At 66.9% G+C, this 21,268-nt stretch carries 20 protein-coding genes; 1 reads left to right on the top strand and 19 read right to left on the bottom strand.

Annotation, left to right across the window (positions count from 1 at the left end):
* The 18 genes from AB1346_13785 to phnD form a co-directional block, all read right to left on the bottom strand.
* Nucleotides 1–282 (bottom strand): hypothetical protein, encoded by a 282-nt coding sequence (locus AB1346_13785; GenBank protein MEW6721513.1) that lies wholly within the window; start codon nucleotides 280–282, stop codon nucleotides 1–3.
* A 139-nt stretch (nucleotides 283–421) separates the two neighbouring features.
* Nucleotides 422–2,587 carry a ferrous iron transport protein B gene (feoB, locus tag AB1346_13780; GenBank protein MEW6721512.1) on the bottom strand — a complete coding sequence of 722 codons (2,166 nt, stop codon included), beginning with the start codon at nucleotides 2,585–2,587 and terminating at the stop codon, nucleotides 422–424.
* The gene (locus AB1346_13775) at nucleotides 2,584–2,811 is read right to left on the bottom strand and encodes a FeoA family protein (GenBank protein MEW6721511.1); all 228 of its coding nucleotides are present in this window, start codon (nucleotides 2,809–2,811) and stop codon (nucleotides 2,584–2,586) included. Before AB1346_13775 ends, feoB begins: the two co-directional genes overlap by 4 nt.
* Entirely contained in the window at nucleotides 2,792–3,142 is a 351-nt protein-coding gene (locus AB1346_13770) for a FeoA family protein (protein MEW6721510.1), read from the bottom strand. The genes AB1346_13775 and AB1346_13770 overlap by 20 nt, the downstream gene beginning before the upstream one ends.
* Nucleotides 3,143–3,180: 38 nt before the next feature.
* On the bottom strand, nucleotides 3,181–4,389 hold the full coding sequence (locus tag AB1346_13765; GenBank protein ID MEW6721509.1) for a hypothetical protein: 1,209 nt from the start codon (nucleotides 4,387–4,389) through the stop codon (nucleotides 3,181–3,183).
* A 67-nt stretch (nucleotides 4,390–4,456) separates the two neighbouring features.
* Nucleotides 4,457–4,834 (bottom strand): metalloregulator ArsR/SmtB family transcription factor, encoded by a 378-nt coding sequence (locus AB1346_13760; GenBank protein MEW6721508.1) that lies wholly within the window; start codon nucleotides 4,832–4,834, stop codon nucleotides 4,457–4,459.
* Between the two features lie 106 nt (nucleotides 4,835–4,940).
* Entirely contained in the window at nucleotides 4,941–6,050 is a 1,110-nt protein-coding gene (locus tag AB1346_13755; protein MEW6721507.1) for a metal ABC transporter permease, read from the bottom strand.
* Nucleotides 6,047–7,192: a metal ABC transporter permease gene (locus tag AB1346_13750; GenBank protein ID MEW6721506.1), complete on the bottom strand. Its 1,146-nt coding sequence runs from the start codon at nucleotides 7,190–7,192 to the stop codon at nucleotides 6,047–6,049. Before AB1346_13750 ends, AB1346_13755 begins: the two co-directional genes overlap by 4 nt.
* An 8-nt stretch (nucleotides 7,193–7,200) precedes the next feature.
* Nucleotides 7,201–7,980, bottom strand: coding sequence for a metal ABC transporter ATP-binding protein (locus tag AB1346_13745; GenBank protein MEW6721505.1), 780 nt, complete (start codon nucleotides 7,978–7,980; stop codon nucleotides 7,201–7,203).
* Complete coding sequence (locus tag AB1346_13740; protein ID MEW6721504.1) at nucleotides 7,977–8,981, bottom strand: zinc ABC transporter substrate-binding protein; 1,005 nt, start codon at nucleotides 8,979–8,981, stop codon at nucleotides 7,977–7,979. The genes AB1346_13745 and AB1346_13740 overlap by 4 nt, the downstream gene beginning before the upstream one ends.
* Nucleotides 8,978–10,099, bottom strand: a complete 1,122-nt coding sequence (locus AB1346_13735; GenBank protein ID MEW6721503.1) for an ATP-binding protein — start codon at nucleotides 10,097–10,099, stop codon at nucleotides 8,978–8,980. The genes AB1346_13740 and AB1346_13735 overlap by 4 nt, the downstream gene beginning before the upstream one ends.
* Nucleotides 10,092–11,456 (bottom strand): sigma-54 dependent transcriptional regulator, encoded by a 1,365-nt coding sequence (locus tag AB1346_13730; protein ID MEW6721502.1) that lies wholly within the window; start codon nucleotides 11,454–11,456, stop codon nucleotides 10,092–10,094. Before AB1346_13730 ends, AB1346_13735 begins: the two co-directional genes overlap by 8 nt.
* An 85-nt stretch (nucleotides 11,457–11,541) precedes the next feature.
* Nucleotides 11,542–12,630, bottom strand: a complete 1,089-nt coding sequence (locus AB1346_13725) for a hypothetical protein (GenBank protein ID MEW6721501.1) — start codon at nucleotides 12,628–12,630, stop codon at nucleotides 11,542–11,544.
* 285 nt (nucleotides 12,631–12,915) lie between these two features.
* On the bottom strand, nucleotides 12,916–13,992 hold the full coding sequence (locus AB1346_13720) for a multiheme c-type cytochrome (protein ID MEW6721500.1): 1,077 nt from the start codon (nucleotides 13,990–13,992) through the stop codon (nucleotides 12,916–12,918).
* A gap of 323 nt (nucleotides 13,993–14,315) precedes the next feature.
* On the bottom strand, nucleotides 14,316–15,518 hold the full coding sequence (locus AB1346_13715) for a multiheme c-type cytochrome (GenBank protein MEW6721499.1): 1,203 nt from the start codon (nucleotides 15,516–15,518) through the stop codon (nucleotides 14,316–14,318).
* A 241-nt stretch (nucleotides 15,519–15,759) separates the two neighbouring features.
* Nucleotides 15,760–17,103 carry a sigma-54 dependent transcriptional regulator gene (locus AB1346_13710; protein MEW6721498.1) on the bottom strand — a complete coding sequence of 448 codons (1,344 nt, stop codon included), beginning with the start codon at nucleotides 17,101–17,103 and terminating at the stop codon, nucleotides 15,760–15,762.
* Nucleotides 17,093–18,532: an ATP-binding protein gene (locus AB1346_13705; GenBank protein MEW6721497.1), complete on the bottom strand. Its 1,440-nt coding sequence runs from the start codon at nucleotides 18,530–18,532 to the stop codon at nucleotides 17,093–17,095. Before AB1346_13705 ends, AB1346_13710 begins: the two co-directional genes overlap by 11 nt.
* A gap of 32 nt (nucleotides 18,533–18,564) precedes the next feature.
* Nucleotides 18,565–19,461, bottom strand: a complete 897-nt coding sequence (gene phnD / locus AB1346_13700; protein MEW6721496.1) for a phosphate/phosphite/phosphonate ABC transporter substrate-binding protein — start codon at nucleotides 19,459–19,461, stop codon at nucleotides 18,565–18,567.
* 83 nt (nucleotides 19,462–19,544) lie between these two features.
* On the opposite strand from phnD, the gene AB1346_13695 reads away from it, so the two are divergent.
* Nucleotides 19,545–20,810 (top strand): Nramp family divalent metal transporter, encoded by a 1,266-nt coding sequence (locus AB1346_13695; protein ID MEW6721495.1) that lies wholly within the window; start codon nucleotides 19,545–19,547, stop codon nucleotides 20,808–20,810.
* 10 nt (nucleotides 20,811–20,820) lie between these two features.
* On the opposite strand, the gene AB1346_13690 is transcribed toward AB1346_13695, so the two are convergent.
* On the bottom strand, nucleotides 20,821–21,268 hold a 448-nt coding region (locus AB1346_13690), incomplete at its 5' end, for a CBS domain-containing protein (protein MEW6721494.1).

Genomic DNA, 21,268 nt, shown 5'->3' with positions numbered 1-21,268 from the left:
TTACTCCCCACCGCCGCCCATGTCGATGGTGCGCCGCTCCGGATAGAACGGGTTGTAGTGCGTGCTGTCCGGGGAAATCTTGTCGCCAGGCGATTTGAACGGAACCGCACCCGTTTCCACCGGATCGGCAGCGGTCCAGTCCGATGCCTGCAGTTCCATGGACCTCTCTCCCGCGAACGACACCTTGTCTCCGGAATACCCGGGACCCTCGGCAAGGGCGATCCCTGTGAACGCCCCGACGAAAAGTCCGACCACCAGCATTGCGAATATCTTGCGCGTCATGACTCTACCCTCCCTGCCGTTATGCTATTTGTTTACTGTCTCTGTTGACTGCTACCAGTTCCTATTTCTGACTATGAGAATCCCGATCCTCCGGGGAAGTTTCGCCTTCCGGAAAAATTCTCCCGGATGGGAATTCCGGTCAGCCACCCAGCCCGAATAGCCGCCCGCCCTGGTAGATGGCAAGCGCCACCGTCCAGGCGAGCGCCGTCTGGTATGCGAAGGCCACCCCGAACCACTTCCAGGTCCCGAACTCGTGCTTGAACGCCGCGGCGGTGATGACGCACGGCATGTACAGCAGGACGAACGCCATGAAGGCATAGGCGCTCAGAGGGTTGAAGGTCCTCCCGATGGCCCCCCGCAGCGACTCCTGCCCTTCCTCCTCCTCCGCCCGGATGCTGGCGATCCCCGCGGTCGAGAAGACGTTCGTGAACGCCGCCCCCACGGCCTCGGCGAAGGACGACCCGATCCCGCGCAGATCCTCCGCAAACGACGGGGAAGGCTCCGACGGCTCCTCCTCCGGCTCCGGAACGAAGATCTGCCCCATCGTCCCCACGACGATCTCCTTCGCGATGACGCCGGTGACCAGGGAGGATGCGGCCTCCCATGTCCCGAATCCGAGCGGCGCGAACGCAGGCGCGATGGCCTGGCCGACTTTCCCCAGGTAGGAGTCCTTCTTCTGCTCCACGCCCCAGGGGAGGTTCAGAAGGAACCACACGAGGACCGAGACAGCCAGGATGTAGGTCCCCGCCTTGATCAGGAAATGCTTCCCCTTCTCCCAGGTGTGGATCGCGAGGCTCTTCGCGGAAGGCATCCGGTATGGGGGCAGCTCCATGATGAAGTAGGGCGACTCCCCCCGGAAGAGTGTGCGTTTGAACAGCATGCCCATCAGGATGGCCAGGGCGATCCCCAGCACGTAGATGGACCAGAGCACCGTGCCCGAGCTGGACGGGAAGAAGGCCGCGACGAACAGGACGTAAACGGGAAGCCTCGCGCCGCACGACATCAGCGGGACGAGGAGCGCCGTCAGCGCCTTGTCGCGCGGGTTCTCCAGCATCCGCGTCGCGTAGATGGCGGGCACGCTGCACCCGAAGCCCAGCAGCATCGGGATGAACGATTTTCCGTGCAGCCCCATGCCGTGCATGGCCCGGTCCATGACGAACGCCGCCCGCGCCATGTAGCCGCTCCCCTCCAGGATCGTGATGAAGAACATCATGGAGAAGATGACCGGGACGAACACCAGGACCGATCCCACGCCGCCGATGACGCCTTCCGTCAGCAGGGAGGCCAGCCATGCGGGCCCGTGGAGCAGATCCACCAAGGTCCCGGTCCACCGCGTCAGCGGCCCGGCGCTCACCCCGTCGAGCCAGTCGGCGAAGGGCGCCGACAGGTCGAAGGTCAGCTTGAACATCAGCCACATTGCGCCCAGGAACAGCGGGATCCCCATGAACCGGTTCAGCGCGATCCGGTCGATCTTCTCCGTCATCTCGACCTTCCGGGCGTCGGGCCGGGCGAGCACCTCCCGGGTCAGCCCCGCGGCCACCCCGTACCGGGCGTCGGCGAGGAGCGACTCCACGTCCTCGCCATGAGCGGCCGTCAGGTGCTCCGCCGCGCGGGCTATCTCCCCGGCGAGCCCTCCGAGTCCCTCCTCTTCCGCGACGCGGCGGTCCCCCTCCAGCAGCTTGAAGGCCAGCCATCTCGCGGGATACCTGCCGGCGAGCGCCGGGTGCTTCCGCAGGACCTCCTCCAGGATGGAGGCGGCGGCCTTCTCGATGTCGCCCCCGTAATGCAGCCGGTTCGGACGGTGGCCGGACGGATTCAGGGCTGCCGCGGTCGCGGCGTCGAGAAGTTCCTCGAGCCCCGTCCCCTTCGTGGCGACGGTCGGGACGATCCGCACGCCCAGCGCCTGCTCCATGGCCTTTATATCGATCCGGTATCCCATCCTTTCCGCCTCGTCGTGGATGTTCAGCGCGACGACGACGGGGATCTCCAGCTCGAGGAGCTGCACGGTCAGGTAGAGGTTCCGCTCCAGGTTTGTGGCGTCGACCACGTTGACGATGACGTCGGGCCGCTCGCGGACGAGGTAATCCCTTGCGATGACCTCCTCCTGCGTGTATGGGCTCAGGCTGTAGGTTCCCGGCAGGTCGACCAGCGCGATCCGCCCGCCGCGCCGCTCGAAGACGGCCTCCTTCTTCTCCACGGTGACGCCGGGCCAGTTCCCCACGTGCAGCCGGGTGCCCGCCAGGAAATTGATCAGGGTGGACTTGCCCGAGTTGGGGTTTCCCGCCACCGCGATGCGCGTCGTCATCCCTCCACCTCCAGCAGGATCCCCTCCGCTTCCTTCTTCCTCAAGGAAAGGCTGTAGTTCTTCACCGTGATCTCGATGGGGTCGCCCAGCGGCGCGACCTTGTCCACCCGGACCTTCTCGCCGACCAGAACCCCCATGTCCATCAGCCGCCGCTTCAAGGGACCGATCGCCCCGATGCCGGAGATCCGCCCGCTCTGCCCCGGTTTAAGCATCGCCAGATTCATCTTGCTTCCTCCTCACCATGATCTTCATCGCCATCGAGCGTCCGAGGGCGATCCGAGCCTCGTCCACCTTGACGAGGAGGGCCCGCCCCCCCTCGTTGTTCAGCATCTCGACGGTCTTCCCCGGACGGATGCCGAGGTCCTCGATCCGCGCGGGCGAGCCGCCTCCGCCATTGCCGTGCATGCCGCAGCCGCGGCATGTATGCCCGTGCCCGTATCCGTGCACATGCCCTTTTCCGTGCCCGCTCCGGGGCGCTTCTTCCGCCCCGCGGCAGAATTCGTTCTTGGCGATCACGGCCCTTTCGCCGATCGCCAGCAGTCCGAGAGGAAACATGTGCCTGCCTCCGCGCTTTCCAGAAGATGTTGTCGTTGTCAGAAAGTCAGCCCGAGCCGGGCGAAGATCTCGTCGTTGGAGCCGATCCGGGTCCCTGCCTGCGCCGGATGGACCCGGTATTCCGTATGCCGGTATTCGCCGGCGATGTAGGCCGCCAGGCCGCCGGAAGGATCCTCGTAGAAGGAGTAGCGGGCGCCCGCGCTGTAGCGGTCCTTCACGGAAAAGGTCTGCGAGGCGGCCGCAAGGCCGTCGTCGTCGAAATGCTCGTACCTCAGGGCGATCTCCATCGGCTCCGCAACGAGGTGCGCCTTCCTCTCCTCGAAGAGCGACCCGCCGATGACTTCCCGTTCCCTCATGACGAACTCGTAGGCCACGGTCACGGCGAAGACGCCCTCCCGGAACTCCCGGTCGAAGCCGGCGTAGATTTCCCGATTCACTGCTTTCATGTATTCGGTGTCGACCCGGAATCCTCTCTTCCCGTCGGCCTCGAAGTGGAACCCCGCGGAAGCCGTATCGTTCCGGTTCCCGGCGCCGGGCTCGGAAAGGAACGAGCCGAAGAGCGTCAGCGGCCCGCCCAGCGGCTTGAAGGACGCCGAGAGGATGTACGAGTTCACCTCGTCCGCCGGCCGGTGGTCCGCACGTACGACCGCTTCGGAGTCGAAGAGCCACGATTCGAAGAGGTGCGTCATCATCTCCTCCCCCTTGTAAGCGGTCGCGGAGAGATCGAGGTCCATGGGCCCCGAATACACGGCCGTCGCTCCCACACGGTTGGTCTCGTACGCGTCCTGCGTCATGGGGTCGGAGACGAGGTGGTTCTCGAACACCCCGAACGGCTGGACCCTCTTCCCGACGACCAGCGAGAACGGGAAATCCTCCTTGCGGAAGGTCAGCGTGGCCTCGTCGACCGTCAGGTCCGTCTCGTCCTCCGTGCCCAGGTCTTCCGCCAGGAGCACGACGTTGCCCGTCAGCCAGTCCGTCACGTCGACACCGACGCCCAGCTCGATCGTGCCGATGAACAGGTCGGAGGCGGGGCCGATGGTCCGGTCGGCCGGATCGCCTTTCTTCGCCCACGCGAAGTCCCCCTCGAACGTCCCGGACAGGTGGACCCTTTCCATCCAGGCCGGCAGCAGCGACCCCTGCGCGGCGTTGTCGGACGGGGCAGGCGCCTCCGCGGCGCGCGCGGCCTGGAACGGCAAGACCAAGAGCAGCAGGAATACGGCGAGAAGCTTCATTCCGCGATCAGGCATGTCCGGTTCCTCCATGACGTTATAAGTTCATATGTGAGCAGTTGTTTCAGCGATAGCCCAAAAAAAATCACTCCATCGAGACGTGCTTCACGCATTCCGCCATCAGGTGCCGGATGTGCTCGTCGTCCAGGGAGTAGAACGCGACCTTCCCCTCCTTGCGGTACTTCACGAGCCGCTGCCCGCGGAGCAGCCGGAGCTGGTGGGACACGGCGGAGCCGCTGAGCCCCAGGAGGCGCGCCAGGTCGAACACGCACAGCTCCTGCTCGGTCAGCGCGATGACGATGCGCACGCGCGTGGGGTCGCTCAGCGCCGAGAACGTTTCCGCGAGCGCCCGGACCATCCGATCGCCCGGCAGGACGCGCTTCGCGGCGCGCACGCTGGCCGGGTCGATGAACACCACCTTCCCGATCCCGCCCCCGCCTTCCCTGTCCGCCGCCGGTTCCACCCCGCGCCCTCCTCGTTGAAACGGTTGCTCATATATACCAACGCGCCGAAACCGCGTCAAGAAATTATTTCGGGAGGAAAAAACGGGCGCGGAATGCCGCCGGGGGTCACCCGGCGATCGCTTCGCGGGCCGCGTTTCGCCCGTCGTCGGTCAGGGCGAGGAAGCCGTCCCGGCGCTCCAGCAGCCCCTTCTTCCCGGCCGCGAAGACGACGCGCTCCGCGAAGGAGCGCTTCCATTTCAGGTGCGCGTGGAGATGCTCGACGCGGTTCTCCCGGTCCGCCTCCGGGACGCCCTCGTGGTGGTACAGGTGGACGATGAGCATCCTCTGCGCGAATTCCAGCCGCTGCCGCGCTCGCCGCAGCAGGATGGAGACCAGTCCGCGCTGCGGGGCGGCCAGGTACGCCGCGACGAACAGCAGCCCGGACATGGAGGCCATGGAGCCGGCGATGGAGGCGTCGAGGACGTGCGCCACCCAGTAGCCGGCCACCGCGCCCGCGGCCCCCAGGAGCGCGCTCAGCGCGAGCATGTGCGACAGCCGGTCGACGAGGAGATAGGCCGTCGCGGGAGGGGCGATCATCAGCGCCACCACGAGGATCGAACCCACCGCGTCGAAGGAGCCGACCGCCGTCAGGGAAACCAGCGCCATCGAGGCGTAATGGAGAACCCCGGGGGAGAATCCGAGGACCGCGGCCAGCGCCGGATCGAACGTGGCGAGCTTGAGCTCCTTGTAGAAGACCGCGATGAACAGGACGTTCAGCGCCGCAATCCCCGCCATCATGTAGAGCGCCCTCGGGCCGATGTCGTACCCCCACACCGTCAGACGATTGAAGGGCGCGAACGCGAGCTCCCCCAGCAGGACGGAGTCGGTGTCCAGGTGGATGCTGCCCGCATACCGCGCAACGAGGATGACCCCGATGCTGAACAGCGCGGGGAACGTCAACCCCATGGCGGCGTCCTCCCGGACGAGCCCCGTCCGGTTCAGCAGCTCCACAAGGCTCACCGTCAGCACGCCGGTCATTGCGGCGGCGGCGACGAGCAGCGGCGACGTGAGGTCCCCTGTCGCGAAGAACGCCAAAACAATCCCGAGGAGGATGGCGTGGCTGATGGCGTCGCTCATCATCGCCATCCGGCGCAGGACCAGGAACGTCCCGGGCAGCGCGCAGGAGACCGCCACCAGCACGGCGATGACCTGGATCTCGATCTGCGGGGCGGTCACGGCGTCTCCTCCCCGTCCCCCTTCCCGGCAAGCCGCCGTGCCTCCTCCAGCCCCGCCGGCGTGAGGGACCACGTCACCGTTTCCGTCTTCCGGACGAGCCCCCGCTGCCGGAGCAGCTTCAGACTCCGGTCGACGCCTCCGTGCCCCATGCTCATGGCTCGCAGGACGGAGATCGGGTGGCCGTGGCCCGGATCCTCGTGCCGCACGGCCAGCACGTACAGGTCGGCCAGGACCGCATCGGTCATGATGCGGCGCCGGTTGGCGCGCTCCCGCGCCCAGTTCCAGACGATTCCCCGGTTCGGCGCCAGCAGCAGGGAGACGATCACGATCGCGCTCAGGCAGACGACGATCGTCGGCCCCGTGGGCAGGTGCGCCGTGACGCTGCTAGCCAATGCCCCGCTGCCTCCCGCCAGCGCCCCGAAAAGAGCGGAAACAACGACCATCGTTCCGAGGCGGTCGGTCCACTGCCGCGCCGCCGCCGCCGGCGCGACGACCATCGCGCTCATCAGCACGACCCCGACGGTCTGAAGGCCGATCACGATCGAAGTGACGAGGAGGGTGGTCACGAGGATATCGAGCGCCCGCACGGAAAAGCCGAGGCTGTGGGCGAAGTCGGGATCGAAGCAGAGCAGCTTGAACTCCTTCCAGAACGCGAGGACGACGGCGAGGACTCCCGCTCCCAGGATCCCGATCGTCAAGACGTCCCGCCTAAGCAGCGTCGCGGCCTGCCCGAACAGGAACGTGTCGAGCCCCGCCTGGGCCGCCACGGGCATCCGCTGGATGTAGGTCAAAAGGATCAGCCCGAAGCCGAAGAAGACGGACAGCACCAGGCCGAGCGCGGTGTCGTACTTGATCCGGGTGTTCTTCACAACGCTCATGATGAACAGCGTGCCGATCCATCCGGCGGCCGCTGCGCCCAGGAGGAGGGACAGGTTCGACTTGCTCCCCGTCAGGAGGAACGCCAGGGCGATTCCCGGCAGCGCGGCGTGGGAGATGGCATCGCCCAGCAGGCTCTGTTTCCGGAGGACGGCGAAGGAGCCCAGGACGCCGTTGACGATCCCCAGGAAGATCGCCCCCGTCCCGACGGTCCGGAGGGTATGGTTCCAGACCAGCTCTCCCAGGAGATCCAGCGCCGTCCCCATGGAAGCCGTCACCCTTCCCCGGAAAGCGTCTCGCCGGGACCGTGGTGCGAAAGGTAGGAGACGCGCCCGCCGTAGGCCAGGCGGAGGTTCCGGTCGGTGAAAACCTGGTCCACGGGACCGCTCGCCACGCACCGCACGTTGAGCAGCGTCACCCAGTCGAAATACTCCGGGACGGTCTGCAGATCATGGTGGACGACCACGACGGTCTTCCCGCGCCCCCGCATGTCCTTAAGGAGCGCCACGATGGCGCGCTCGGTCGTCGCGTCCACCCCCTGGAACGGCTCGTCCATCAGGTAGACGTGCGCGTCCTGAACGATCGCCCGCGCGAGGAAGACCCGCTGCTGCTGCCCTCCGGAGAGCTGGCGGATCTGGCGGCCGGAGAACTCGGCCATCCCGACCTTGTCCAGCGCCTCCAGCGCGAGCGTCCGCTCGGCCTTGCCCGGACGCCGGAGCCACCCCAGCCCGCCGTACCGCCCCATCATGACGACGTCGAGGACCGTCGTGGGGAAGTCCCAGTCCACGCTGCTGCGCTGGGGGACGTATCCCACCAGGTGCCGCTGCTCCGGGTACGGCTTCCCGAAGATCTCGACGCTGCCCGCGACCGGCCGGATCAGCCCGGTGACGGCCTTGATCAGCGTCGTCTTCCCCGCGCCGTTGGGGCCCACCACCGCCATCAGGACGCCCGGGGGGACCTCCATGTCGACGTCCCACAGCACCGGCCTCTCCCCGTAGGCCACGGTCAGGTCGTCCACCTGGATGGCCGGCGCGCCGCCTTCGGAAAGCGTCAACGTTCCCCTCCTCCCGCGCCCCCCCGCCTCGGATCGGCGGATCCGGACAGCGCGGCGGCGATCGTATCGATGTTGTGGCGCACCATCCCGTCGTAGCTCCCCTCCGGCGTGCCGGGATCGCCCATGGCGTCGGAGAAGAGGCTTCCCCCGATCCGCACGCGGAACCCCCGCGCCTGGACCGCTTCCTGCAGCGCCTCGATGTAGCGGGGCGGCACCGACGACTCGACGAAGACGGCCGGGATCCCGTTCTCCGCGATCAGGCGGGCCAGCGCCTGGATGTCGGCCGCGCCCGCCTCGGACACAGTGCTGATCCCCTGGAGCCCGCGGACCTGGAAGCCGTAGGCTCTCCCGAAGTAGTTGAAGGCGTCGTGGGCGGTGATGAGCACCCGCTTTTCGGGCGGCACGGAGGAGGCCCGCTCCCTGACGTACCGGTCGAGCGCTTCCAGCCGTTCCCGGTACCTCTTCCCGTTCGCGCGATAGACGTCCGCATGCGCCGGGTCCATCTCTGCGAAAGCCCCTTCCGCGGCCCTCGATGCGTCCATCCAGAGCGTCACGTCGAACCAGACGTGGGGGTCGTAGGCCCCTTCGAACTCGGGGGGGCGCAGCAGCTTTTCCCGGTCGATCGCGTCCGTCACCGCGAAGGTCCGGATGCGCCCCTTCATCCGCTCGAAGACCTCCGCCATCTTCCCCTCGAGGTGAAGGCCGTTGAAGAAGACCGCGTCCGCGGAAGCCATACGGATGACGTCGCCCTCGCTCGCCTTGTAGAGGTGCGGATCCACGCCGGGTCCCATCAAGGCGCGCACCTCGACCCGATCTCCGCCGACCTGCGCCGCCAGCTCCGCGACCATGCCGGTGGTGGCCACGACGGCGATCTTCCGCCCGGACAGATCCTTCGGCGCGGCGGCCTCGAAGCCGCCCCGCTTCCCGGGCGCCTCGCAGGATGCGAGGGCAAGCGCTCCCAGGAGCAAAAGGACGGAGGCGAGCGGACGGGCGCGCCTCATCCGCGCTTCTCCGCCCCCAGGGTCAACGTGAACTCCACCCCTTTCCCTCCCGGAAGGTTCCTCACCTCGAGGACTCCTTCGTGCTGGTCCGCGATGCGCGAGCAGATGGACAGTCCGAGCCCCGTGCCGCCGTCCCGCGTAGTGTAGAACGGGTCGAAGATCTTCTCCAGCCGGTCCTCCGGGATGTGCGGGCCGTCGTTCGCGATCCGGAAGCGCACGAATCGCCTTGGCCCCTCCCTCACCGCGCGCACCCCGAGCGTCAGCCGGCCGCCGCCGGCGGGGGCCATCGCCTGCACGCCGTTCAGCGCGATGTTGAGCAGGAGCTGGGCCAGCAGCTCGGGGTCCCCGGTCACGCGCGGGATCTCCCCCGGGCCGGGGAGATCGACCGTCGTCTCCACACCCTCCTTCCGCGCCTGCGCGGAGATCAGCGCCGCAACGCGCTCGACCAGCGCGCGCGGCTCGACCGGCCGCCGGTCGGCGGCAAGCGGCCTCGCGAAGGAGAGGAACCGGTCGGCGGTGCTTCCGAGCCGGTCGATCTCCGAGATGTGGAGATCCAGCATCCTGCGCTCCGGAGCGCCGTCCGGGATGGCGTCCCGCAGGATCTCCGCCGTCCCCTTGAGGCCGTGGAGCGGGTTCTTGATCTCGTGCGCGATCCCCGCGGTCAGCTCCCCCAGCGCCCCGAGGCGTCCCGCGCGGATGAGCTGCGCCTCCGTCCTCCGTTGCTCATCGAGCGCCTCGCCCAGCCGCTGCGCCAGTTGCTCCTGCTTCGCGCGCTCCCGCCGCTCGCGGTCCACGAGGAGGCCGGCCGCGACGGCGACGATGTTATACAAAAGGATCTCGAGCCCTTTTTCGAGCGCGTCTCCCGGATCGTGCCCCAGCAGCCGGGTGAAAGCGTGGGGGAGATAGACCAGCGAGGCGAAGACGGAGACGGCGACGCCGCCGCGGGTGCCGCCCGAAAAGGCGGCGAAGAGGATCGGCAGGTAGTAGAGCCGGCGGAGGACGTCGTGGACCCACGCGTGATGGGGGCCGACGCGGTAATGCAGGACGGTGATCGCCAGGCACGGAAGCCAGGCCGCGATCAGCATCCTGCGCGTGAAGAGCGGCCGGAGTTCATCCATCGCGCCGGATCCCGTACTTCTCGAGACGGTACACCAGGATGTGCCGCGGGATTCGGAGGTACGCGGCCGCCTGCGTGATGTTGCCCCCTTTCAGGCGAAGGGCCTGCTCGATGACGCGCCGCTCGAGGTCGACAAGCGACAGCCCCTCCGGGGGCAGCGCCGGAAAGATCCCTGCCGTTTCCTCGGAGGCCCGCTCCCCCGCCGCGCGCGGGGATGGAGGGAGGTCCTCGAGGGAAACCTCGTTACCCCGGCACAGCACGACCAGACGCTCGCAGGCGTTCTTCAGCTCCCGGACGTTGCCGCGCCACGGCCGGCGCGAAAGCTCCTCCATCACGGCGGGCGGAATGGAGATCTCCCGCCCCGCGGCGAACTCGGACACGAAGCGCATCGCGAGGGGGGGGATGTCCTCGGGGCGCTCCCGCAGCGGGGGGACATGCATCCCCACGACGTTCAGACGGTAATACAGGTCCTCCCGGAAAGCCCCTTCCCGGATCCGGCCGGGGAGATCGCGGTTCGTCGCCGCGACGATCCGCACGTCCACGGGCGCGGAGGCGTCGGACCCGACCGCGTCCACCGCTTTCTCCTGGAGCGCGCGCAGCAGCTTCCCCTGGAGCGCCGCGGGGATCTCGGCCACCTCGTCGAGAAACAACGTCCCGCCGGACGCCTGTCGGAAGCGCCCTGCCCGGTCGCGCACGGCTCCCGTGAAGGCGCCCCGGACGTGGCCGAACAGCTCCGATTCGAGCAGTTCGGCGGGAATCGCCGCGCAGTTGACTTCGACGAAGGGCCCTTCCGCCCGGTTCGACCGGGCGTGGACCCTCCGGGCGATCATCTCCTTCCCGGTCCCGCTCTCCCCCGTGATCAGCACGGTCGCGTCCGTTCGGGCGACGCGGTCGGCCATTTCCATGACGGCGCGCATGGCCGCGGACGCAAGGACGATCTCCCGCTCCACCCCGGCGGCGCGGATCCGCAGGTCCCGCACCTCGACGGCGAGCCGGCGCCGGTCCAGCGCCTTGCTCACGGACAGGAGGAGCTGGTCGCGATGGAACGGCTTGCCGATGAAGTCGTACGCCCCCTCCTTCATCGCGCTCACCGCCGTCTCGACGTTACCGAAGGCGGTGATGACGAGGACCGGAACGTCGGGCGCCTGTTCGCGGACCTTCTTCAGGACCTCCATCCCCGAGATCCCGGGCATCTTCAGGTCGGTGATCACGAGGTCGAAGGGCGCGGCCGCGAACGCGGCGAGCCCCTCGCGGCCGTCCCCGGCGGACGTCACCTCGTACCCGGACTTGCGCAGGTTGAAGAGCGCGACCTCGCGGCCGGCGGCATCGTCGTCTATGAAGAGGATTCGTCCCGGCATATCGATGCATTCATTATCGGGGATGCGGGGGGGGGAACACAACGTCCCCCCCACGGAATGGGTCGTTCTGCCGCGTCGCGCGACTTTAAGGGGGTCCCGCCGGGATGGTCATGAACACGGAGAAACCGCCGTTGTACGTCGCCGTCGCGTCCGGTACAACGGCCCCGTTCAAGGTCCGGGTCACGACGAGGTTGTCGAACACGGGGCTCCACTGGAGGTTCCGCTCGTAGTAGGCGAACCGCAGCGCTCCGTCCAGCAGGAAATCCTCCGGGTCGGCCGGGTCGTCGATCCAGCATTGGGAGATCGTGAACGTGAACGTGTCCCAAAGCCCGGCGCCGGAAAGGTCGTAATCGATCTGCCCGTTCCCGTTCACGTCGGTCCAGGCGAGGGTAAAGGTTCCCGGCTGGCCGGCGACGCCGGACAACGGAGCGCAGACTCCGGACACCGCGACCGCGTTGTCGCTCCCTGCGGCCAGGAGGGCGCCCCGGAGATCCTCGACGAAGAGGGTCGCCTGGATGGAGAAGTCCATTGCGGAAAAGAGCACGTCCCTGGTGAAGAACACGTACGACGATACCCGCTGATAGAGCGGTGCGGCGCCATCCGCCCAGAGATCGCCGAAACCCGCCCAGGGGGTGAAAGCGGATTCCTCGTAAATCCCGTCGCCGCCCGCGTCGTACTCCGCCGTCACGCCCGCGGTCGCGCCCTGCAGGGAGACCCGTGCGCGGACCCTCCCCGGGAAGGCGGCGTCCCGGGACGTGACCGTGTACTCCCCCGCGGTCGGGTCGTCGCCCCCGTTCCACCGTACCGTCCGACTCGCGACGACCGACAGGCTGCCGAACAGCGGCTGTCCCGCCGGCCCGGTGGTATCCGCCCAGAGGATTACGTTGTCGGGATCGCCCGTGACGGTCGCATTCAACGTTTCCGTATCCCAGGTCCCCCGGATCAGCGGCATCTCCTGCACCGGGGGGTTCGATGCCAGCGTGAAGCTCGAACCGCCCGACGTGACCGTCAGCGGGGGCGTCGGCCCCCTTGTGGGGCCCAGGACGAAATCGAGGTTGGTTGTGGGCGGAGTCACGTCCACGCCGCCACCCCCTCCGCCGCAGCAGAAGAGGCACGCGGCGCACGCGATGCAGACGATGCGGAAATTCCGAAGATGGCCGTTCCCCCGATGCATCGGAATATCCTCCTGATCAGATCCGTCCGATGGGTTTCCGTCCGACGCCCGCCGTGCCGCAGAAAAACGGTGAAACCCGAATAAGGGAAATTTCCTCGAGGAACATCGCGTGGAGGGCCCGGGGGCCGATGGAGAACCGCATGTCATCCCCCGATGGACGGCGGGCGGACGCGGCAGGAATCCTGGGGGAAATATACCACTTTGCGGAATTTCGGAATACCGGGGCGGAAAGGGGCCCGGGAATCCCGGGCCCCCTCCAACGCACCCGTGCAGGCCGGACGGGACTTATTTCGCCTTATGGAACCCTTTCGCGTTCGCCGCGGCCCAGTTCTTGTCCCGGCTCGCGTGACAGCCGAGGCAGACGTACTCCACGGTCACGAACTTCTCCGCGAAAGTCGATTTCTTCCCCTTCTCCTCGACCTCCCGGAACATGCTCGCCTTCGGGTCCGTGTTGATCTTGAAGATGTGGGTCCGCACGTCGCCGGTGTAGCTGGCCACCGTGATCGCCGACTTGGTGGCCTTCGGCATGTGGCACTCGATGCAGCGGGTCCCCTGCTTCCCGTGGCGGTTCCCGGCGAAGGATTTCGCGACCTCGGAATGGCATTCCGCGCAGTTGTTCTTCGCGTGGATGGCGCGGTCGTGCGGGTTGTGGCATTCGATGCAGCCCATGTCCTTGTGCACGCCCGCCTTCAACTCGTTGATCTGCTCATGGTGCTCGATGAACCCGCCCTTGGCCGGCGGCTCGGGTCCCATGCCGCCCCGCTGGTGGCACTTGCCGCACGCTTCCGCCGTCCGGTCGATCTTGATCGTTCCCTTCGACGGCTGCTTCACGTGGTTTGCCCCCGGCCCGTGGCACTCCTCGCAGCCGATGCCGTCCTCGGCCCAGGTGCCGATCATCCCCTCCATGCCGTCCTGGTGCCCTTCCGGGCTGTAGGCGGTCATGTGGCACGGACCGCACTTGTAGGGCTTCTTCGTCCCCTTCTCGTAGAAGGACCAGCTCCCGTCCTCGATGTTGTACTGGGTCTTCGCCTCGGAGCCGTCCTTTGCGGCGGTGACGATGTACCCTTTCCTGTCGATGTAGCGGGCCTTCTTGGTGGCCCCGCCGATCACGTAGCTGATGTCTTCCCAGGCGTAGCCCGGAGGCAGCGGCAGCTTGGCGTATCGCGCCTTCTCGGCCTTCCGCAGCTTCCAAGGATGGCCGGTCGCCTGCCAGAGGTTGTACTGCTGAGGATGGCACGCGAAGCATTTCCCGGAGCCGACATACCCCGTCGCCGCGGGGGACGGGGCCGCCCATCCCAGCAGCAGACAGCCGGCGAGGAACGCCGGCAAAACCTCGGACACGAATCCTCCTGTTTTCTTCATCGACCCGATCCCTCCTTTGGATTGACGCGGTTCGTGGCGGAAACGACAAGACAATTATTAAATGCAACGGGATCGGCAAACGATTCAGCGAGAAAATAGGCGGAAATCATTACTGTTTTCCGGATTCCAGATCCTGCGAACCGCTTCCCGCCCCCATGAAGGAAGGCCGGGGAGGTATCGGCTTACTTTCCGCGGCTCGGCACTATCTCCTTCGGCGGCCCGGCGGCGCACATGCGGGACTCCTCCTCCGCCCATGCGGAAAGGGGCCCGGCGGATTCCCGCCGGACCCCATTCGCGGAACGCCTTGTCGAACCGTGGCGGCCTTACATCTTCTTGAAGATCGCCTTGTACTTCACGTCCAGATCGGCCGCGGACTCCTTGGTATGGCAGTAGATGCCGCAGGAATTGGGCATCTTCGGCTTGCCGGTCTTCTCGTCCACCCCGTATTGCAGCGTCTTCGACGGCGGAATCGCCTCGAAGGTGTGGTTGGGGATCGAGCCCGACGCGATCGTGTACGGCATATGGCAGGACGAGCAGGACGCGACGTCGTAACGGTGCCCGGAGTGCTTCTTCGGGTTGGCCACGATCGCCTCATGGCACTTCCCGCAGAAGACCCGCTCGTCGCCCTTGAGCTGCCCCGTCCGGTAGGAAAGGCTTCCCTTGTGCGGATCGTGGCAGGTGGCGCAGCTCAATCCCTTCACTTCGCTGTGGGGGCTCTTTATCCATTCCAGGTACTGCTGGCGGTGGCGGTTCGCGTTCTTCTGGTCCGGCCAGAAGGAGCCGGGAGCGGTGTACGGTTCGAAATCGAGGTCCTTCGTCAGCGTTTCGGGCTTGTTCAGCTCATAGTAGACGGGGTAGTTGAACTTCTTCAGGTCGCCTTTCATGCGCGCCCGGATATGGCAGCGGCCGCAGTTCTCGGTGTGCGTGTCGATCACCGCCTTGACCTTCTTGGGCGCCTTCGCGTGGTCCGCCGAGGGGCCGTGGCACGCCTCGCAGCCGATGTTGAACTCGATGAACGTCCGTTCCTTGTAGTTGACGCCCGTTGCGTGGCAGTTCCCGCACTCGTCGAACCAGTCCAACCGCGACAGGCTTCCGTCCTTCTTCTTCCGGAGGGAGAAATGGTTCTTCGGCTTGTTGTACTCGAACTCGCCGTCGATGATGTTCCCCTTCTCGTCCCAGAACGCGTAGCGCTCCTCCTTGTACCAGCCGCCGATCACGTACGCCCAGTCGTACTGATCGGGTTTCGGAGCGCCTTCCGCCGTCAGGTCGGCCTTCACGTTCTTGAAGTCTCCCTTGGCGATCGGCCGGACCATCCATGCGTGGATGGTGTTCTTCCAGTCGCTGTACTTTTGCGCGTGACACTTCTTGCAGGTTTCCGAGCCCGCGTACGCCTTGCCCGTGTTGGGATCCTTCGACGGGCCCGGCGCCATGCGGGCGGCGGATGAGGATCCGGCCCACAAGAGCAGCAGGCAGCCGGCGACGATCGCCGGAAGGACCGCTGAACCGATGCTTCCCCTTTTCTTCATAAATCCTCTCCTCCCTTGGATGGCATGGTGCATGCCGAAAATGGTTGACCTTTTGTTAGCAGCAAACGAGATGCCAACAATACGGGACGAGGCGAGAAAAACATCGCCAATGTTTCCAAGGTGTTATATGCAGCATGTCTCGGAATGCCCGTTCCTGCCGCGCCGAAGCCCCGGAGACCGTTTCCTTCCGGAAACGTCGGCGGGAGGATGTTTCGGAAAAGAAACGGGCCGGCTTGCGGGATCAGCGTTTCAGCCGTTCCCACAAGGCCTTCCTGCCGATCCCGAGAAGATCGGAAGCGCGGGACTTGCTCCCGCCGGACGCCTGCAGCGCCTTATCGATGTAATCCGCCTCGAACCGCCGGACGGCTTCCTTCAGGGGAACGATCTCCTCCGACGCGGGAGCCTCGGGGGAAATCCGCGCGTCGGCAAAATCCGGAGGGAGCTGTTCCGGGCGGATCATCCCGTCCTTGCAGAGGATGGATGCCCGTTCCATCGCGTTCCACAACTGGCGGACGTTTCCCGGAAACCGGTGGTCGATCAGCCGCGCCATGGCCGCGTCCGAAACCCGGAGTCCCCCGAGCCTTTCGGCGAAGTGCTCTACCAGCAGCGGGATATCCTCCCGCCGGCTCCGCAAAGGGGGAAGCCGGATCTCGAAGACGTTGAGGCGGTAGAAAAGGTCGCTGCGGAATTCCCCCGCGTCCACCATCTCCTGCAGGTCCCCCCGGTTCGTCGCGGAGACGACCCGGATGTCGACCTTGACCCGCTCGCTCCCCCCGAGCCGCGTGAAGGAGCGCTCCTCCAGCACCCGGAGGAGCTTCGCCTGGGTGGAAACGGGCACCTCGGCGACCTCGTCGAGGAAAAGGGTTCCGCCGTCGGCCTGCTCGATCCTCCCCGCCCTGCGATGATCGGCGCCCGTGAACGCGCCCCTCTCGTGTCCGAACAGCTCGGCCTCGAACAGGCTCTCCGGGATGGCGGCGCAGTTCAGGGCGACGAACGGGCCGTCCTTCCGCTTCCCCCGGCGGTGCAGCGCGCGGGCGACCAGCTCCTTGCCGGTCCCGCTCTCGCCGAGAACAAGCACGGTGGCGTCCGTCCCGGCGACGGCGGAAACCAGCTCGAAGACGTCCCGCATCGCCTTGCTCTTCCCGACCAGCTCCTCGAAACGGAACTGCGCGGTGATGCGCCGCTTCAGCTCCCGGTTCTCCTCCTCGAGCGCCCGCACCCGGAGGATCTTACCGAACAGGAGCAGGAGGGCGTCCATGGGGAACGGCTTCGTCAGGTAATCCTCCGCCCCGCTTTTCATCGCCGCCACGGCCGATTCGACGGTGCCGTACCCCGTCATCACGACCACCGAGGACGGCGGGACCTTCGCCTTGGCCTCCCGGAGGATCTCCATCCCGTCCCCGTCGGGAAGCCGCAGGTCGGTCACGACGATGTCGAACGCCTCCTCCCGGAGCCGCCGGAGCGCCTCCGCACCGTTCCCGGCGTCCGCGACCGCGAATCCCTCCCCTTCCAGCGCGTCCGTCATCGTGAACCGCAGGCCGGGATCGTCCTCCACGACAAGGATGCGCCTTCCCTCAACCGCCATGTTCCCCTCCCTGCTCCGGCATCCGCGGGAGCGAGATGCGGAATTCCGCCCCCTCGCCCGGGCGGGACGAAACGGCGATCGTCCCGCCGTGCCGCTCGACGATCTTCCGGCAGACCGCGAGCCCCAGCCCGGTCCCCTTCCCGTCCTTCTTCGTGGTGAAGAACGGTTCGAAGATACGCTCCAGGTCCTCCCCGCGAATCCCCTCCCCCGTATCGGCGACGACCAGCGTGACGAAAGGCCCGTTCTCCAGATGATGAAACGAAAGCCGCCCGCCCGCGGGCATCGCCGCCACGGCGTTCAGCACCAGGTTCACGAGGACCTGCTCCAGCTTGTGGGCGTCGCCGCGGATCGACAGCGGGGGGAGGCGGCTCTCGACCGCGATCCCGTTCCGGCGGATCTCGTAATCGAGGAAATCCACCGTCCGGGCGACGAGGGCCGAAAGGTCGCAATCGGCGTAGTTCATCGCGTGCCCGGTCGAGTAGTCGAGGAGCTGGGAGACCGCCCGGCGGATGCGGTCGAGGCCGTCCGAAAGCACCTGGAGGTAACGCTCCCGCTTCCCTTCCGGCACGGAGCCGGACTTCAGGGCGGAGACGCTGTGCATGGCGCCGGTCAGGGGGCTGTTGATCTCGTGGGCGATCCCCGCGGCGAGGGTGCCCACCGTCGCCATCCTCTCCGTCCTCGCGAGCAGCTCCTGCGTGCTTTCCCGCTCCGCCTTCTCCCGGGCAAGCCGGTCGATCATCATCCGATAGCTTTCCTGAAGGTCGCCGATCTCGTCGCGCCGGCCGGGGAGCGGAACGGGCTCGAGCGTCCCGAGCCGCACGGAATCGAGCGCGCCCACCAGGCGCCGGATCGGCCGCACCATAACCCGCGATGCGGCGAACGCGAGGACGATCATCCCGGCCGCGGCGAGGACCGTGAGGAGCAGGATCTTCTCCCGCAACTGGCGGACGCTCCGCGCGAGGCCGGAGAGGGAGTAGCCGAACCGCAGCGTGCCGAACCTACGGGAGGAGACGTTCAGGGGGGCGGCCACGTCGAACGATCCCCCACGGAACGGGTCGCCGACGGGGGTTACGACGATGTCCGTCGCCGCCAGCGCCTTCATCGACAGCGGATCGTCCATATTCCGGTTGAACTGCGTCAGGTCGCTGTGCGAAAGGACCCTGCCCTCCGGGTCGAGCACCATCGCGTACGGGATGTCGAGGCCCGGGTTCTCGGTCATCCGGGAAACGTACAGGTCGAGGAGGCCCGCTTCCGCCACGGTGCCCGTCTCCTCGTAGAGGAGGATCTGCGTGAAGGGGAGCCGCATAGAGACGGCGAGCGTCTGCGCGATCCTCTCCTCCCTCACCAGAAGGTGCCCCTTCTCCGATTCGAGGAGGAAGTAGTGGAAGGCGACGGCGGTGGCGAGGATGGCGGCCGTGCCGGCGGCCATGAACTTCCCCGCGAGTGAGGGGACGGGGATCCTCACTTTTCGAGGAACGGGTTCGTCCGGTGGCAACGGATTCCGCACCCGGTCGGGATGGAGGCGATCTTCCGGTACAGGAAGTCATAATCCTCGTTGCGGGCCGGGACGAAGCCGTGCCGGAGCTCGGGTCCCCACTGCGCCATAACCGCCTTCCCCCCGGGCCGGCCGGGATCGAGCGACAGGAGCGCCTTCACGATGGCGGTTTCCGCCTCCTTCGGAAGCGTCGGCCCCGCCGTGATCGGGGCGTTCGGCAGATCCTCCGACTCCGCGACGATCCGCAGTCCCTGCGCCTGGTATTTCCAGGCGGCCACGTCCTTGACGGCCCCGGCGTCGTAGATCCCCTTGAGGACGGCCTTTGCGACCTCCTCGTGGTTGTGGAGGTTCGCCAGCTGCTGCAGCCGGTCCGGCGTCACCCCGGCCTCGAAAAGCATGTAGCTCGGGATCAGGCTCCCCGTCGTGGATCGGCGCGCCCCGAAGGCCATCCGCTTCCCCTTCAAATCCCGGATCGTCCGGACGGGGCTGTCCTTCCGGACGATGATGAAACAGCGGTAGGTCGTCCCCCCCTCGGCGTTCCTCGGCTTGACGAGCGCGCGGGCGCCGAACCGGTGGTTCGCGAGGGCGAACGTCGCCCCGCCGAGGTAGGCGATGTCGGTGACCCCTGTCCGGAGATCCTCGATCGTCTCCAGGTAGGTTCTTCCCGGGCGCAGCTCGAAGCGGTAGGGAGTTGTCCGGCCCAGGTAATCCATGAGCGGCTGGTAATATTCATACGTAAGGTGCGGGTTGAAGCGGGGGATCACCCCGAACCGGATGGGATCCCCCTCCTTCGCCCACGCGGCCGGCGCCGCGGCCAGGCAGAGCAGGCAGAAGGCGAATATTCTCGAGGGGCGGAGCAGCATGTCGTTTTTTCCATTTTATACCGCCTGTTCCCCGAAAATGGTATTTTCCATCGGAAGACGGGCATCCCTCCCCCAGGAGGAGAATGGTGACGTTCCGCCGTTTCAGCAAAACGAGGCTCCTCCTGTTCCTGTCCGTCCTCGGGCCCGGGATCATCACGGCTTCCGTCGACAACGACGCGGGCGGGATCGCCACCTACTCGATCGCGGGTGCGCATTTCGGGTACGCGCTGCTCTGGACCCTCGCCCCCATCACGGTCGCGCTGATCGTCGTCCAGGAGATGGTCGCGCGGATGGGCGTCGTCACGGGAAAGACGCTGGCCGACCTCATCCGGGAGAAGTTCGGCGTGCGCCCCACCTTCTTCCTGCTGGTCGCGCTGGTGCTGGCCAACTTGGGCAACACGGTGGCGGAGTTCGCGGGATGGGCGTCGGCGTGGGAGATCTTCGGCGTCAGCAAGTATCTCTCCGTCCCCCTCGGCGCGGTGGCCGTCTGGTTCCTCGTGGTGAAGGGGACCTATCGGGTGGTGGAGAAGGTCTTCCTGGTCGCCTGCGGCGTCTTCCTCACCTATCCCGTCGCGGCGTACCTGGCGTCGCCCGACTGGGGCGCCGTCGGCCGGAGCGTCCTGGTCCCCGCCCCGCGGCTCGACGGGACGTACCTCACGCTCCTCATCGGGATCGTGGGGACGACCATCGCCCCCTGGATGCAGTTCTACATGCAGTCCGCCGTCGTGGAGAAGAACGTCCAGGTGGAGCACTACGGGCTGACCCGGATCGACGTGATCTTCGGCTGCTTCGTCACCGCCGTCGTGGCGCTTTCGATCATCGTGGCGTGCGGCGCGACGCTGTCCGCGCAAGGCACGCGCATCGAGGACGCCAAGGACGCGGCCGTGGCGCTGGCGCCGCTCGCCGGGACGTACGCCTCCTGGCTGTTCGCCTTCGGTCTGGCCAACGCGTCGCTGTTCGCCGCGTCGATCCTGCCGCTGGCCACCGCCTACTGCGTCTGCGAGGGGATGGGGTGGGAGTCGGGCGTCGACAAGGACTTCCGGACCGCGCCGCAGTTCTTCTGGCTGTACACCGGCCTCATCGTCGTCGGGGGGGCGCTGGTCCTTTATCCCCGGGCGCCTCTGATCCTCATCATGTACCTTTCGCAGGTCGTCAACGGGATCCTGCTGCCGTTCGTCCTGATCTTCATGCTGCGGCTCATCAACGACGCGGAGCTGATGGGGGAACACGTCAATTCGAGGGCGTTCAACGGGATCGCCTGGACGACCACGGGCGTCATGATCGTCCTGACGGCCCTTCTGGTCGCCGTGACGGTCTTCCCCGGTCTTCCCGCGCTGGTCGGACTTTAGGCGGGGGTCGTCAGCGGCGGCGCCGTTTCCGGCGGGCGGCGGGCGGGAGCAGCATGTCGACGACGTCGTCGACGGTGACCACCCCGAGAAGGAAGTTCCCCTCGTCCACCACGGGCAGGGCGAGCAGGTTGTACTTGGAGATGATCTCCGCGACCGACTCCTGCCCCATCTCCGGCCGGGCGGTCTTGAGCTTGGTGTGCATCACCTCGGAAAGGGTTTTCTCCGGCTCCTCGATCAGGAGATCCCGCAGGCCGACGACGCCGACGAGCCGTTCGCCCTCCACCACGTAGATGTAGTAGACGTGCTCGATCTCCCGGGCCTCGGTCTTGAACCGCTCGAGGGCTTCCCCCACATTCAGGTTCGGAGGCCAGGCGAGGTACTCGTTCGTCATGAGCCCGCCCGCGGTGTCATCCTCGTGGTGGAGCAGCTCGTGGATCTCCTCCGCCTCCTCCTTCTCC

It is taken from the genome of Thermodesulfobacteriota bacterium (assembly GCA_040758155.1).
GTDB lineage: Bacteria > Desulfobacterota > Deferrimicrobia > Deferrimicrobiales > Deferrimicrobiaceae > UBA2219.
Note: the sequence above shows the minus strand (reverse complement) of the source record. Positions and strands in the feature narration are given on the sequence as shown.